10 protein-coding genes and 1 pseudogene are annotated in these 14551 nt (G+C 69.2%); 8 read left to right on the forward strand and 3 right to left on the reverse strand.

Translation table 11 applies throughout. From position 1 onward, the window contains the following. Positions 1-75: 75 nt before the first annotated feature. The gene (locus tag AC07FN_RS08805) at positions 76-705 is read right to left on the reverse strand and encodes a TetR/AcrR family transcriptional regulator (RefSeq protein WP_478395094.1); all 630 of its coding nucleotides are present in this window, start codon (positions 703-705) and stop codon (positions 76-78) included. A 257-nt stretch (positions 706-962) separates the two neighbouring features. On the opposite strand from AC07FN_RS08805, the pseudogene AC07FN_RS08810 reads away from it, so the two are divergent. Together AC07FN_RS08810 and AC07FN_RS08815 are read left to right on the forward strand one after the other, a co-directional pair. Then, a pseudogene (locus AC07FN_RS08810) lies at positions 963-2275 on the forward strand (MFS transporter). A gap of 192 nt (positions 2276-2467) precedes the next feature. Beyond that, a complete protein-coding gene (locus tag AC07FN_RS08815; protein WP_478395095.1) occupies positions 2468-3226 on the forward strand; it encodes an SGNH/GDSL hydrolase family protein in 759 nt (252 codons plus the stop codon). Positions 3227-3298: 72 nt separating this feature from the next. Here the strand turns inward: AC07FN_RS08815 and AC07FN_RS08820 are convergent, their stop codons facing one another. After that, positions 3299-4060, reverse strand: a complete 762-nt coding sequence (locus AC07FN_RS08820; protein ID WP_478395096.1) for an SDR family NAD(P)-dependent oxidoreductase — start codon at positions 4058-4060, stop codon at positions 3299-3301. A gap of 46 nt (positions 4061-4106) precedes the next feature. Then, positions 4107-4799: a DUF4386 domain-containing protein gene (locus AC07FN_RS08825; RefSeq protein ID WP_478395097.1), complete on the reverse strand. Its 693-nt coding sequence runs from the start codon at positions 4797-4799 to the stop codon at positions 4107-4109. Between the two features lie 79 nt (positions 4800-4878). On the opposite strand from AC07FN_RS08825, the gene AC07FN_RS08830 reads away from it, so the two are divergent. From AC07FN_RS08830 to AC07FN_RS08855, 6 genes are all read left to right on the forward strand, one after another. Next, positions 4879-5418 carry a MarR family winged helix-turn-helix transcriptional regulator gene (locus AC07FN_RS08830; RefSeq protein ID WP_478395098.1) on the forward strand — a complete coding sequence of 180 codons (540 nt, stop codon included), beginning with the start codon at positions 4879-4881 and terminating at the stop codon, positions 5416-5418. A gap of 261 nt (positions 5419-5679) precedes the next feature. Beyond that, complete coding sequence (locus AC07FN_RS08835) at positions 5680-7164, forward strand: NCS1 family nucleobase:cation symporter-1 (RefSeq protein ID WP_478395099.1); 1485 nt, start codon at positions 5680-5682, stop codon at positions 7162-7164. A gap of 177 nt (positions 7165-7341) precedes the next feature. Then, complete coding sequence (locus AC07FN_RS08840; RefSeq protein WP_478395100.1) at positions 7342-8028, forward strand: GntR family transcriptional regulator; 687 nt, start codon at positions 7342-7344, stop codon at positions 8026-8028. After that, positions 8025-8849 (forward strand): aspartate/glutamate racemase family protein, encoded by an 825-nt coding sequence (locus tag AC07FN_RS08845; protein ID WP_478395101.1) that lies wholly within the window; start codon positions 8025-8027, stop codon positions 8847-8849. Before AC07FN_RS08840 ends, AC07FN_RS08845 begins: the two co-directional genes overlap by 4 nt. Beyond that, positions 8846-10387, forward strand: coding sequence for an amidohydrolase family protein (locus AC07FN_RS08850; RefSeq protein ID WP_478395102.1), 1542 nt, complete (start codon positions 8846-8848; stop codon positions 10385-10387). The genes AC07FN_RS08845 and AC07FN_RS08850 overlap by 4 nt, the downstream gene beginning before the upstream one ends. Positions 10388-10654: 267 nt before the next feature. Beyond that, entirely contained in the window at positions 10655-14503 is a 3849-nt protein-coding gene (locus AC07FN_RS08855; RefSeq protein ID WP_478395103.1) for an amino acid adenylation domain-containing protein, read from the forward strand. The last annotated feature ends 48 nt before the right edge of the window (positions 14504-14551 follow it).

Below are 14551 nucleotides of genomic sequence, written 5' to 3' on the forward strand. Positions count from 1 at the left end.
ACCGGGGCCGGTCGCTGACGGCGGTTCTGAAACGCGGACGTCGGCGTGCGGACTCGTACGGCTGGGGACCGCAGATCAGGTGGCGGCATCCAGCAGGCGGTCGACCACCTGCCGCGCCATGGTCACGCTGTCTTCGTCGCCGAGGCGCAGGGCCAGGTTGACGGCGTTCAGCACGGCACTGACCTGGAATGCGGCCGTCTCGGGATCGACATCGGCGATCTCGCCGGCGGCCAAGGCCCGACGGAACTGCGTCGCGAGAATCGTGACCCAGGCACGCTGTTGCCGCAGCAGCTCATCCCGGACCTGCCCGGGCCGGCTGTCGAATATCGGCAGGTTCGCGCCCCAGAAGCAACCGCCGGGAAACAGCGGCTGTGCGGCGTAGTCGATCCATCCGTCGACGAGGGCGTGGATGCGTGCGACGCCCGCAGGGGAGTCCTGGGCGGGCCGGACGACCGCGTCGACGAAGGCCTCCTGCGCCGCCTCCACGGTCGCGAGCTGCAGTCTCTCCTTGGTTCGGAACAGGGTCTGGATGCCGGCCTTGCTGATGTCGAGATCCTCGGCCAGACGCCCGAAGCTGAGTCCTTCGAGTCCGTCCAGCGAGGCGATCTCGACCGCGCGGCGGGTCACGGCACGCCGCGACCGCGCGCCGCGCAGCAACCGCTGATCGGTGCTTTCGTCGGCCGTCTTGTGCCCAGAGGTGACCATACAGTCGATCGTATGCCGCTGGCCCGGTGCGCGAAAGATGTTGGAATCTAAATACGGTCGACCGTATTCTTTGATCGGCACTGCACGGATGGAGATCGGCGCGCGTTGCCGAGACCGATGCCGACGAGAAGGGATGCCTGATGGATGGCGTAGCAGCCAAGCGGACCGCGACCGCGGACAAGACGACGACGCCGCGGTCGGGCCGGGATCATTCGACGGCGATCGTGTGGGTCCTGTGCTCGGCCGCGTTCATGGCGATGCTCGACGTGTTCGTCGTGAACGTCGCGTTCACGAAGATCGGTGAGTCCTATCCGGGTTCCTCGCTGGCGGATGTGAGTTGGGTCCTCAATGGATATGCGATCGTCTATGCGGCACTGCTGATTCCGGCGGGGCGCTTCTCGGACCGGTACGGGCGCAAGGCCGGATTCCTGGTCGGCCTCGGCATTTTCACGCTGGCGAGCCTGGCCTGCGCGGTGGCTCCGTCGCTGTGGGCGCTGGTGGCGTTCCGGGTCCTGCAGGCCGTTGGCGCCGCTGCCCTGACCCGGCCAGCCTGGGGTTGCTCGTCACCGTACTGCCGCCGGCGCGGGTTCCTGGCGCGGTGAAGATCTGGGCGACAACGAGTTCCTTCGCCGCGGCGTTCGGTCCGGTGGTCGGCGGGGCGCTGGTCGAGGCTTCCTGGAGCTGGGTGTTCTTGATCAATCTGCCGGTGGGCGTGGTGGTCGGGGTCGCGGCGATGCGCCTGGTGCCGAATCTGCGTCAGCGGATAGCGGCCCGGGTGCCCGACCTGCTCGGGGTGGCGCTGCTGATCGTGGCGATCGGGGCGCTGTCGCTGGGCCTGGTGAAGAGCAGCGAATGGTCGTGGGCGAGCGCCGCGACATTCGGCGTACTGGCCGTCGCGGTGGCCGGCGTGGTCCTGTTCGTGGCGCGGATGATGCGGAATCCGGATCCGGTGGTGTCGCCCGCCCTGTTCCGGGTGCCGACGTTCGTGTGGGCCAATGCCACCGTGTTGGCGTTCTGCGCCGCGTTCGGGGCGTGGTTCCTCAGCATCGCCATGTGGCTGGAGAACGTGGCCCGCTTCAGCACCATCGAAACCGGGCTCGCCATCGTCCCGGGACCGATCATGGTGCCGATCTTCGCCGCCATCAGCCAGCGACTGATCAAGCGGATGCCGGTGGGTGTCGTTGTGGCCCTGGGGAATCTGCTGTTCGCCGGCGGCGTGGTGCTCGTGCTGACCACCGCTTCCACGCCCGTGCAGTACGCCACCGAGGTGCTGCCGGGCTGGGCGATCTCCGGCGTCGGCATCGGCCTCGCTCTGCCCAGCATGATCGCCTCCGCCGTCGTCGATCTGCCGCCGGACCAGTCCGCCACCGGCAGCGCCGTGGTGAACACCGCCCGCCAGCTCGGCTACGTGCTGGGCGTCGCCGTTCTGATCGCCATCCTCGGCTCGCTCGATGCCGCCGCCGACAGGATGCTGACCGCGTTCCAGCACGGCTGGTTGTTCATCGCCATCGTTGCCGCCGGCAGCGCGGCAACGGCATTCGGCATCACGCCCCGCTCTCGTCAGTCGTAATCGCAACCGAAGCAGGTGAACATGCTGAGGCTTTTCCAACCTCGTTTTGCGTGGCGGTGCGGGTAGCGGAACCTCAGAGGCTCCCTGGTCTGTGGGTGCCCTGACTTATGTATGTCCAATACACGGCGTCAGGGCCGTCCTCGCCAGGAAGCCTCTGAGAACCCGCGGCGGTGCCAGTGTCGTAGGTGGGTTATGCGCCTGCGGCGCATGCGACAGCCCATCGACATGCAGCTTTACGACCCGCGGCTGCGGGCCGACCAGGATGAAAAAGGCTCGCTGATACCGGCGATGAACGAACAGTCCGATCCGCTCTGCTTATCCGAGGTAACCGCCGCGGCATTGCTGTTCGATGCTCCGTGGAGACGATTCGGCGTGGTCGGCGACAGCTTGTCGGCCGGCATCGGCGACCCCACACCCGGGTACGCGAACAAGGGCTGGGCCGATCGGGTCGCGGACGTGTTGCAGCAGGTGCGCCCGGATGTGCAGTACCTCAACACCTCGGAGGCCGGGGCGACCACGGCGCGGACCGTGGTCCACCAACTCGACCGCGTGGTCGAGTTCGGCCCGGACCTCCTGCACCTGCCGTGCGGCCCGAACGATGTTCTGCGGCGCAATCCCGATTTCGACGAGATCGAAAAGACGATGCGGCGCATGTACGACATCGCGGCCCGCACCCGCGCCCTGCTGACGACTTTCACGCTGGGGAGGGCGTATGTCGTGTCGGCATTTCCGGACTGGCACGAACGAATTCGGGCCATGAACGACATCACGCGCCGCCTCGCTGCCGAATACGAGGCCGTCGTCGTCGACATGTGGAACCACCCGGTCAACGACCGGGACGACCTTCTCAGCGAGGACGTGATCCACTTCTCGACATCGGGCCAGGCGGTGATGGCGACCGAGGTCGTCCAGCAGTTGGCGTACACGCTCTCGAACCGGACGAGCGAGTAGCGCGGGTACCCGGGTCCTGCATGCCGGTAGCTGACCGTCATGTCGCCGTGGGGCGGGAAGGGCTGGCTGGCATCACCCGGTGACTCGGCCGCCGGCGATGTCGATGGTGATGCCGGTCAGCCACGAGGCGGCGTCGGAGGCGAGGAACAGGGCGCTGCCTGCGACGTCGTCGGTGGTTCCCATCCGGCGCAGCGGATGCGTGGCCGCGACCTCGTCCTGCACCTCGGCGGGCATGTGGGCCGCTGTCCTATCGGTGCGGATCGCGGAGGGGGCAAGGCAGTTGATGCGGACTCCGCGCGGTCCGATCTCGGTGGCCACATGGCGGGTGAGCATTACCAGGCCGGCGTTCGCGACGCCGTAGGCGAGGTTGGCCTGGCTGGGCCGGCGACCTGCGGCCGAGGACATGGTGATGATGCAGCCCTGCCCGCGCTCCAGCATTCCCGGCAGGAAAGCCTGAATGGTCAGGAACGTCGAGGTGAGGTCGGCGTCGATGACCTGGCGCCAGCGCTGCTCGCTGAGTTCGGTTGTCGGCACGGGAAAACCCTGGCCGCCGGCGAAGGCGGCGAGTACGTCGACCGGGCCGAGCCGGGTTTCGGTCTGCCGACGCAGGTGCTCCAGCGCGGCCGCGTCGGTGACATCGGCGGTTTCGCTGATGGCGGTGCCGCCGCTTTCGGTGATGCGGGCGGCGACGTCGGCCAACGCGTCCTCGTCGCGGCCCACGACGCAGACCTGGGCTCCCTGGGCGGCGAAAGCATGGGCGGTCTGCGCTCCGATACCTCGTGACCCGCCGGTGATCAGGACGGTTTTGCCTTTCAGCTCCGGGTAGGTGGCCATGTCAGAGGCTCCTGGGGTTTGGGGTAGGTGGGCTGGTAGCGGTGGGTCATTGGTGGTGGGATCGGCGGGTGCGCGGCAGCAGAACGGCGGCGAGCACCAACCAGATGAGTCCGCCGAAGCGGACGACCGGCAGCAGGTACGCGAAACCGTCGAGCAGCAGGGCGAGGGTGGAGAGCATGCCGGCGGCGGCGAGCACCAGTCCTGCCCAGCTCACCGCGCGCGGCAGCAGCCCGGTGAGCAGTCCTGGCACCGACACGCCGGCGATGAGCAAGGCGAACATCACCGAGTAGGCAGGTCCGCCGGCGAGGAACGACAGGTCGGCCAAGGCGCGGGCCAGTGCGGGGCCGGCGTCTGCGGACAGGCGGCCGCTGCTCCATCCGAACATCGCGCTCAGTGCCAGGGCGTTGGCCGCCAGCACGCCTCCGACGAGGGTGATCGCCGAGCCGGGCGCGGTGATGCCCAGCGCCCGCAGCCGTCGGTAGAGCACCGCGGCGGTCAGCGCCAGCGGCACCCCGGAAGCGAAGAGCAGGAAGGCGCCCAGCTTGATGCTGGCGCCGTGGCCCTGGACGTAGGCGAGGACCTCCAAGCCCGGCGCGTCGGGATGCGGGGTGGACCGGTTGGCGACGACGTAGCCGATGGTCAGCACGGCGAAGGCCAGTACCGGGGCCAGCAGTGGCGGGCCGGCTTGGGGGCGGCGCGCAGAGCGGTCGAGGCGCGGCGAGGCGGGTGTGGTTGTCATGACGTCTCCTCTGGTGTGTTCATTTACGAACCATAATGATTACAATTCCGAACGATTGTCAAGGTGGTATCATTCGTGCATGGCTACGAATGGTGTCGATGGGAGTCCGCAGCTTCGAGAAGGGGGAGCCGCTTTCTTGCTGGCGCAACTGGGAGCGCACGCGGCGGAGCTGTTCGCGCAGCGGATCGCACGGCTCGACCTGACCCCCGCGCAGGCCGGTCTTCTGCGCCTGCTGGACAGGGCGCCCGGCCGGAGTCAGCGCCAGCTCGCCGAGATCCTGGGAATGCCGCCGAGTCGTTTCGTGCCGTTCGCGGACGGTCTTGAGGCGCGCGGACTCCTCGAACGCCGCAAGAACCCCAGCGACCGGCGTCTTTACGCGCTGTTCCTCACCGACGAGGGCGTGGAGCTGCTGTCCCGGCTCCGCGCGGAAGCCACTGCCCACGAGAAACAGTTCTGCACGGCGCTCGCTCCGTCCGAACATCAGCAACTGACCGCGTTGCTCCGGCGGTTGGCTCAGCAGCAAGGACTCACGCCGGGCATCCATCCCGGTTACCGGTCGATGCGGACCAGCGGCACCCCTGCGGCGGGTCGCCCAGCGCCCGATGAGCCGAACGCCTGACTGTGCGACATCGCAACTCGCCGACCGGGCTGGTGATCTCGGCGATCGCCCCGGCCGAGGGCTTGGAATAGCGTCGGACGTTCTCCGGCTTCTTGTGCACTTCGATCTCGGGGACCGGCTCGAAGCTGTGCAGGGGCCAGGTTTGCGCACGAGCACGACTCGCCGGAATCCGGACGAAATGCGCATCCGTCATTGTGCGGCATCTGGGATCCCAGTACGGTATCCCAACATTGCCCCCGGAGTCGGACGTAAGGAGTCGCTGTGCGCTGTGACTCGGCATCCCTGCGAGGACTCGATCCCTCTGGCCGGCTCTACAACGAGGACCTCGCGCCCGCGGCCGAGCGGAAGTGGAAGACGTACAACTTCTTCGCCGTGTGGATGTCCTCGGTCCACAACATCGGCACTTACACGTTCGTGGCCGGGATGTTCACGCTCGGGCTCAACGGGTGGGAAGTCCTCGCCTCGATCCTCATCGGCACCGGGATCCTGTTCGTCGGCATGAACTGGGCCGGGAAGATGGGCCAGGAGACCGGCATCCCGTTCCCGGTCATGGCCCGCATCAGCTTCGGCGTCTGGGGAGCGAACCTCCCCGCGCTCGTCCGGGCCGTCATCGCGATCTGCTGGTACGGCATCCAGACGTATCTGGCGAGCATGGCGGTCGTCGTGCTCCTCCTCCGCATCGCCCCCGATCTGGAGCGCTTCCAGCACCAGTCCTTCCTCGGCCTCTCCTACCTCGGGTGGGCGTGCTTCCTCCTCCTGTGGGCACTCCAGCTCATCGTCATCACACGGGGCATGGAGGCCGTCAGGCGATTCCAGGACTGGGCCGGCCCGATCATCTGGGTCGTCATGCTCGTGATGGCCGTCTGGCTGTTCGCCGCGGCCGGGTGGCACATCCCCATGGACCTCTCAGTTCGCCCGCTCGATGGCGGCGAGGCCTTGCGCGGCGTCCTCACCGGCGCGTTCCTCCTCGTCGCGACCTACGCGACGATGCTCCTCAACTACTGCGACTTCACGCGCTTCGCGAGGTCCGGCCGCGATGTCGTGCGCGGCAACTTCTGGGGCATCCCCGTGAACTTCGCGGCGTTCGCAGCCATCAGCATCACGATGACGATCAGCACCGTCGTCGTGTTCGGGGACGCCATCACGGACCCGGCGCTCATCATCGCCAAGGTGCCGCACACCGCCGTCCTCATCGTCGGTGCGCTCATGTTCATCGTCGCGACCATCGGCGTGAACGTCGTGCTGAACTTCGTCTCCCCGGCGTTCGACCTCGCGAACGTGTGGCCCAAGCGCATCACGTTCAAGCGTGGCGGCGTGATCAGCGCCGTCCTCGCCCTGCTCGTCATGCCGTGGAACCTCTACTCGAACCCGGTCGTGGTGAACTACTTCCTCGGCGGGCTCGGCGCGTTCCTCGGCCCGCTGTTCGGCATCATGGCGGCCGACTACTTCCTCGTCCGCAAGGGCGTCGTGAACATCCGCGAGCTGTACCGCGCGAACGAGTTCGGGGAGTTCTACTACCGTCGCGGCGTCAACCCCCGCGCACTCGCGGTGTTCATCCCCACCGCGGCCGTGTCCGCCATCCTCGCCCTCGTGCCCGCGTTCGCGGCGGTCGCCTCGTTCTCATGGCCGATCGGCGTGGTCACCTCGGCGGTGGCGTACTACTTCGTCGCGCGCACGACGGCGGTCGGCGCGCCGTCCGGAATGAGCGAACGAGAAGAACTCGCCGGGGAGCCTTCCGCGGACTGATCCCGGCTCACCAGCTACGACATGGACAAGACGCATTCAGGTCTCGCCCCGACTGCGGCACGCGCCCTGCACGGGCTCATCGGCCGAACGTGGGGGCACGGCCGAGGAGCGTGGTCGAATGGGGCCAGAACCGCATGCGCTGCTCATCATGCGCAAACCGACCCGAAGGGAGACGCCATGGCACGGCCGGCCGAGGAGCCCCAGCGTGACCGACCGCTGCGCGAAGTGATCCGCGACACCCTGCGGATCCGCATCTTCGAAGGCCACTACGCCCCGGGCACGCGGCTCATCGAGCGCGACCTCGCCGCCGAGTTCAACGTCTCCCGGCTCCCGGTGCGCGAAGCGCTGCGGATGCTGATCCAGGAGGGCCTGGTCGCCGAGCGGGCCTCGCGCGGCTCTGTGGTCGCCCGGCTGAGCGACAAGGATGTCGAGGACCTGTTCGACGTCCGGCTTTCGCTCGAGGTGCTGGCCTGCCGGCTCGCTGCCCAGCGGGCCACGCCGGAGGACATCGCGAGGCTCGATGCGCTCCTCGACCGGGCTGCGGACGCCTTGGCCCGCGGCAGCATCAACGAGGCGCATCGGGCCAACAGCGAGTTCCACGACGAGGTCACGCGGATCGCCGACAACGGCTTCCTCCGCGCGGCGCTCGAGCCCCTCCAGGGCCGGATGCACTGGCTCTTCCGTCATGTCACGGACTTGCCCGAGCTCGTGCAAGAGCACCGCGACCTGCTCGCGGCGATCGCGAGCGGCGACCTGGAGCGGGCGGCGGCCCAGTCGGCGCACCACATCGGCAAGTACAGGGAGCAATACCCGGAAAGCCGCTTGAGCCCACGCGAGCCGGCCCGAACCAAGGAACCACTATGAGACTTCTGGTCGTCAATCCGAACATCAGCGACGACGTCACCGAGCTGATCCGCGCCGAGGCGGAACGTTCGGCGGCCCCCACGACCGAGCTTCTCGTGCGCACCGCCGCCAGCGGGGTCGAGTACATCGAGACCCGTTTCGAGTCGCTGATCGCGGCGGGCGCCGTCGCGGAGCTCATCGCCGAGCACCGCGACGTGGACGGCGTTGTCGTCGCCGCGTTCGGAGATCCGGGCATGCCCGCGCTCAAGGAGCTCGTGGACGTGCCCGTCATCGGCATCACCGAGGCGGCGCTCTGCGCGGCGGCCCTCCAGGGCCACCGCTTCTCGATCATCGCGATCTCGGACCGCATCACGGCCTGGTACCGGGATTGCGTCGAGCGCTTCGGCTTCGGGAGTCGCCTCGCGTCGATCCGTTCGATCAAGGAGGCGCTGCGCGGCATCGGCACCGTCCAGGCCGATTTCCGTCCCACCCTCGTCGAGCTCGCGCGGCTCGCGGTCGTAGAGGACGGCGCCGACGTCGTGATCCTCGCGGGCGCGCCGCTCGCGGGGCTCGCCCGCGATGTCGCGGCCGATATCCCCGTTCCCGTCGTGGACGGCATCGGGGCGGGGATCCGGCTCGCCGAGGCCATCGTCGAGCTCAACCCCGGGCCGCACGGGGCCGGTTCGTTCGCGGCCCCGCCGCCCAAGCCGCGCTCCGGCCTGAGTCCGGCCCTCGACGCCGCACTCGAGGCCGCCCAGCTCGCGGCACGCCCAGCGGCGCCCGCGTCCGCTGGCTCTCAGGCCGTTACCGCGGCCGCTTCTACCGAAGGGAGGGCCCGTTGAAGGCCGATCTCGTGATTGCGCACGGTCTTGTCGTCAACTCGTTCGGCACGCGAGCCGCGCACGTCGTCGTCGACAGCGGGCGCGTGACCGCCGTCGTCGACGCGTTGGAGCCCGTGCCCGCCGCCGAGCGCGTGATCGACGCGGCGGGTCGCGCCGTCATCCCGGGCGGCGTCGACGGACACTGCCACGTGGCCCAGGTGACCGGTCGCTACCGCACGCTCGACGACTTCGCGATCACGTCGACGGCTGCCCTGTGGGGCGGCACGACGACGATCCTCGACTTCGGCATCCCACGTGACGCCGGCGAATCCCCGCTGGAGGCCGCGAAGCACAAGCTCGCCCTCGCCCGCGAGGCCCGCTGCGACGTCGCGCTCCACGGCTCGGTCATCGAATGGGATGAGACCGTTCCGGCCCAGCTCGAGGAGCTTGCGGAGCTCGGCATCCGCTCGGTCAAGATGTACATGACGAACCGCGGCTCGACCATGGCGGACAACGACACCGTCCTCAAGGTCATGCGGGAGATGGTGCGCCTCGACGGCCTGACCTACATCCACGCCGAGCACGACGCCGTGATCGTCGACTGCACCCAGCGGCACGCCGAGGCCGGGCGGACCGGGATCGCGCACCTCCACGAGACCCGCCCCGAGCTCGCCGAGGAGGCCTCCGTGCACGAGGTCCTCGCGATGGCCGAGCACACGGGCGCCCCGGTGTACTTCGTCCACCAGTCCACGCCCGGCGCCGTCGACCTGGTCGCGGAAGCCCGCGCGCGCGGTCTCGACATCCACTCCGAGACCTGCCCGCACTACCTCGTGCTCGACGACGGGGTGTACTCCTCGCGCTTCCCCGAGTGGTTCGCGTGCTGCCCGCCGATGCGGGCGCCCGAGACGGTGGCGGCGCTGCGGGAGCGCTTCGCGGACGGCTCGATCCACACGGTCGCGAGCGACCATTCGTGCTACGACCTCTCGCAGAAGCGCGAGCGGTCTGACGACATCCGGCAGATGCCGCATGGGCTTCCCGGTGTCGAGACCCGCATGCCGGTCGCGTTCACGGCTCTCGCAGAGGCAACGGCGGCGTTCGGCTCGCCGTCGGGAACGGACGACGGCGGGGTCGCGGCCCCGGGGGAGGGCTCGCCGCTGCCCGGGTTGCTACAGCGTTTCGTCGAGCTGTTCTCCTCGGGGCCGGCCCGCATCAATGCGCTCCCCGGCAAGGGCGTCATCGCACCGGGCTACGATGCCGATCTCGTCGTCTTCGACCCGGCTGAAGTCCGTGCCGTCGACGGCACGGCTTTGCACATGGGCACGGACTTTTCGCCCTTCGAGGGGCACGAGCTGCGCGGCTGGCCGCAGATCGTCGTGGCAGGCGGCCGCGTGGTGCTCGACGAACAGGGCTTCCACGACCCCGGGCCGGTCGGCCGCTTCGTAGCGCGCCTCGGCTACCGCGAGGCGGCCGCGCTCGAGTTCGCCGGTGCTCCGCCGGCCGAGGCGCGAGGAGAGTTCGCCACCGCTGTCGGCCCGCACGCTTCGCAGGAGGGCGAGTGACCGTGGTCGACACGCAGCACGCCACGAGGATCGACATGCTGCCGATGGGCCATTCCTCGTAACCATCGATGACAGTGGTGACCGCGGGTTGCGGCGCGCCGAAGGTGTTGTGCTGCAAGCCAAAGACGCAGAGCCCCGTGCCCGACCCCCGCGAGCTGGAGGTCATCACCCAGGAACGTGATCCGCAGGATTACGGAGGGTCATTACCCCTGGCGCGCAGGTCGTAGCGCTGTGTGATCTTGCTGTTCTCGTGGTACGCAGCGTGCCATGCCTAAGGAGATCGACCGCGGAACATTGCCGCTGACGGCTGCCCAGAGGGGGGTGTGGTTCGCCCAGGAATTCGATCCGGCCAACCCCATTTACCGGGCCGCGGAAGCGGTGGAGATCGACGGCCCGGTGGATGTCGCGCTGCTTGAGGCCGCGTTGCGCCAGGCCGTTGACGAGACGGAAGCGGTGCGGGCCAGATTCGGTGGCGACGGCAGCGGGCGAGTCTGGCAGGCGATCGAACCGTTGCTCGACTGGACGCTGCCGGTGGTGGATCTGCGCGGGGCCGCCGATCCGGCTGCGGCCGCCGACGAGTGGATGTGGGCCGATCTCGGCACGCCGGCGGACCTCCGCCGCTCGCCGCTGTTCTCGTTCGCCTTGCTGCGGACCGGGCAGCAGCGGTTCACCATCTACCTCGGACTGCACCACATCATCTTGGACGGCTACGGCTTCTCGCTGTTCATCCAGCGGGTCGCGGAACTCTACACGGCGGCCGAGGAGAAGCACCCCGCTCCGCCGTGCCCGTTCGGCTCACTGGCGCAGATCCTGGCCGACGAGGCCGAGTACGAGGTATCCGAGCGCTTCACCCGCGATCAGCAGTACTGGGCGGAACAACTGGCCGACTGGCCTGCGGCGCGCCGGTCGCTTCGGCCGTCGTCGATCGTGCCGCACACCTTCCTCCGGGAGACCGGTCATGTCACCCCGGCGGACACCGAGGGCCTGCGGGCGCTGGCGCGGCAGGCGCGCACGAGCCTGCCGTCGGTCGCGATGTCCGCGCTGGCGCTGTACGTGCATCGGTTGGCGGGCGACGACGAGATCACGCTGGACCTGACCGTGAACGGCCGGTCGGGCAGCGTCGCGCGCGGCGTTCCGTCGATGGTGGCCAACGTGCTGCCGCTGCGCACCCGGATGACGCCGTCGACCACCGTGGCGGAGCTGGTGCGCACCACCGCGAACAGCGCGAAGGCCCTGCTGCGCCACCAGCGCTACTCCTCGACGCACCTGGTGCGCGATCTGGGGATCGCCCATCACCGCGAGGGATACCTCGGCGACTGGGGCATCAACATCATGACCCACGACGCGCAGCTCCGGTTCGGCCGCCATCCCGCGGTGCTGCGCAACTTGTCGAACGGTCCGGTGACGGGCCTCGGTGTCAACGTCTACGACAGGCCCGCCGATGGATCACTGCGGATCGACTTCAACTCGGATCCGGCCAAGTACGACGCCGCGACCACGGCCGCGCACCACCGCCGTTTCCTCGCGCTGCTGCACGCGCTGGCGACCGCTGATCCGGAGCAGCAGGTGGGCGCGATCGACATGCTGTCCGCGGATGAGCGCGAACTGGTTCTGAACACGTGGAACGACACCCGGCAGGAGACGCCGGCCACGACGTTGCCGGAACTGTTCGAGGCCCGAGTCCGTGCGGCGCCCGATGCCACCGCGCTGGTCTGCGGCTCGACGATGTTGTCCGCCGCCGAGCTCAACACTCGCGCCAATCGCCTGGCGCACCTGCTGATCGCACGTGGCGCGGGTCCGGAGACGCGCATCGCGCTGGCGTTGCCGCGCACCGCCGATTACATGGTCGCGGTGCTGGCGGTGCTCAAGGCCGGCGCGGCGTGCGTGCCGCTCGATCCGAGCCATCCACCCGCCCGCATCGCGACGCTGCTCTCGGACACCCGGCCGCTCCACGTGCTCACCACCGCGGCGATCAGCGCGACTCTTCCGGCCGAGCATCTGCTGCTGCTCGACGACGTCGGGATAGACCGGCAGCCCGGCACCGATCCGGCCGGCACCCACCGGCCGGATCACGCGGCGTACGTCAGCTTCACCTCCGGCTCGACCGGCAGGCCGAAGGGAGTGGTCGTCGAGCACCGCCACCTCGCCAACCTCTTCCACGACCACCAGCGCGAACTGATCGACCCGGCGGGGCGACGACTGCGTGCGGCGTTGACCGCGTCGTTCTCGTTCGACACCGCTTGGGAGGGTTTGCTGTTCCTGGCCGCAGGCCAGGAAGTCCACCTCGTCGAGGACGCGGTGCGCCTCGACCCGGCCGCACTCGTGCGCCACTTCTCGCAGCATCGGATCGACTTCGCCGACCTCACCCCGTCCTTCCTTCGCCTCCTGCTGGCCGAAGGCCTGTTGTCCGGACCGGAGAAGTTCCCGTGGCTGCTGATGGTCGGCGGCGAAGCGATCGATCCCGCGCTGTGGTCGACCCTGCGCGACTGCCCCGGTGTCGAGGCTTGGAACTACTACGGGCCGACGGAGTCCACAGTGGATGCCGTGTACTGCCGCATCGAGGGCGACCGGCCGGTCATCGGCCGTCCGGGGCACAACGTCCGGGCCTACGTCCTCGACCGCGCGATGCGCCCCCAGCCGCCACTCGTGCCCGGCGAGCTGTACCTGGCTGGTGACCAGGTCGCCCGCGAATACCTGGACCAGGAGGAGCTGACCGCGCAGAGCTTCCTGCCCGATCCTTTCGGGCCGCCCGGCGCGCGCATGTACCGCACCGGCGACGTGGCCCGGTGGACGGAGGACGGCATGCTGGAGTACCTCGGCCGCACCGACGAGCAGATCAAGGTCCGAGGCGTCCGCATCGAGCCGCGCGAGATCGAGGCGGTGCTCACCGCGCATCCACGAGCCGCCGAGGCAGTGGTGACGACGACGATGTCCGCCGAGCCCGAGCTGGTCGCTTACGTGGTACCGGGTTCAGACCCGGTCGACGCGGCGGAACTCCGGTCGTGGGCGGCGAAACGACTGCCCACCGCGATGGTGCCCTCATCGTTCGTCCTGCTCGACGAGCTGCCCCTGACGGTGCACGGCAAGCTCGACCGCTCCGCCCTGCCCGCCGCCGACATCCGCCCCGGTCGGCCCGCCCGCACCCCCCGCGAGGAACAGCTGTGCGCCCTGTTCGCCGAGGTGCTCGGCGTCGGGGAGGTCACCATCGACGACGATTTCTTCGAACTGGGCGGGCAATCGCTGCTCGCCGCCGAACTCGTCACCCGCCTCCGCGCCGACCTGGGAACCGAGGTGGCCCTCGGAGTCGTGTACGAGGCTCCGACCGTGGCCGACCTGGTGCGCCTGCTGGATCGCGAAACGTCGTCGAACGCGTTCGAGGCGCTGCTTCCGTTGCGTGCCAACGGTTCTCGACCGCCGCTGTTCTGCGTGCACCCGGTGGGTGGGCTGAGCTGGTGCTACGCCGGCCTGCCGCGGCACCTGCCCGAGGACGTTCCGGTCTACGGCCTGCAGTCCGGCGGACTGACCCGGCCTGACGAGCTGCCCTCGTCGTTCCGCGAGATGATCGACGGCTACGTGCGCCAGATCCGCTCGGTGCAACGGACGGGGCCGTACCACCTGCTGGGCTGGTCGCTCGGCGGCGCATTGGCGCACGCGGTCGCCACCCGCCTGCAGTCCGACGGCGAGCGCGTGGCGTTGCTCGCGCTGCTCGACGCGCGGCCGGTCGACCCGCAGGAACAGCGAGCCGCGCCCAAGCGCGAGGACGTCCTGTCGTTGTTGCTTCAGGCGGCGGGTCTGCCGCCTGACGCCGAGGCGCACCTCGCGTTGGGGGAGGAGCAACTGACGGCGCTCACCACCGTTCTCGTCCACGCCGCCACGCTGCTGCCGACCTACACCGAGTCCGTCTTCGACGGGGATCTGCTGTACTTCCGCGCGACCCGGGCCGACCAAGTCACCGACGGTGGGGCGTGGCGGTCGCGGATCACGGGCGAGGTGATCTCCCACGACATCGATTGCACCCACCACACCATCACGCAGGCGGAACCGATGGCCGTCATCGGCAGGCTGATCGCAGGCCGCCTGCAGTGGGAGCCAGCGGCAGCCACCACGTCACCGTAGCGGGCCGGGAGGCTCGTGCGGTGGTCGGCGAGGCGCTCTCCCTGCTCC

Source organism: Saccharopolyspora sp. NPDC045941, from assembly GCF_056431445.1.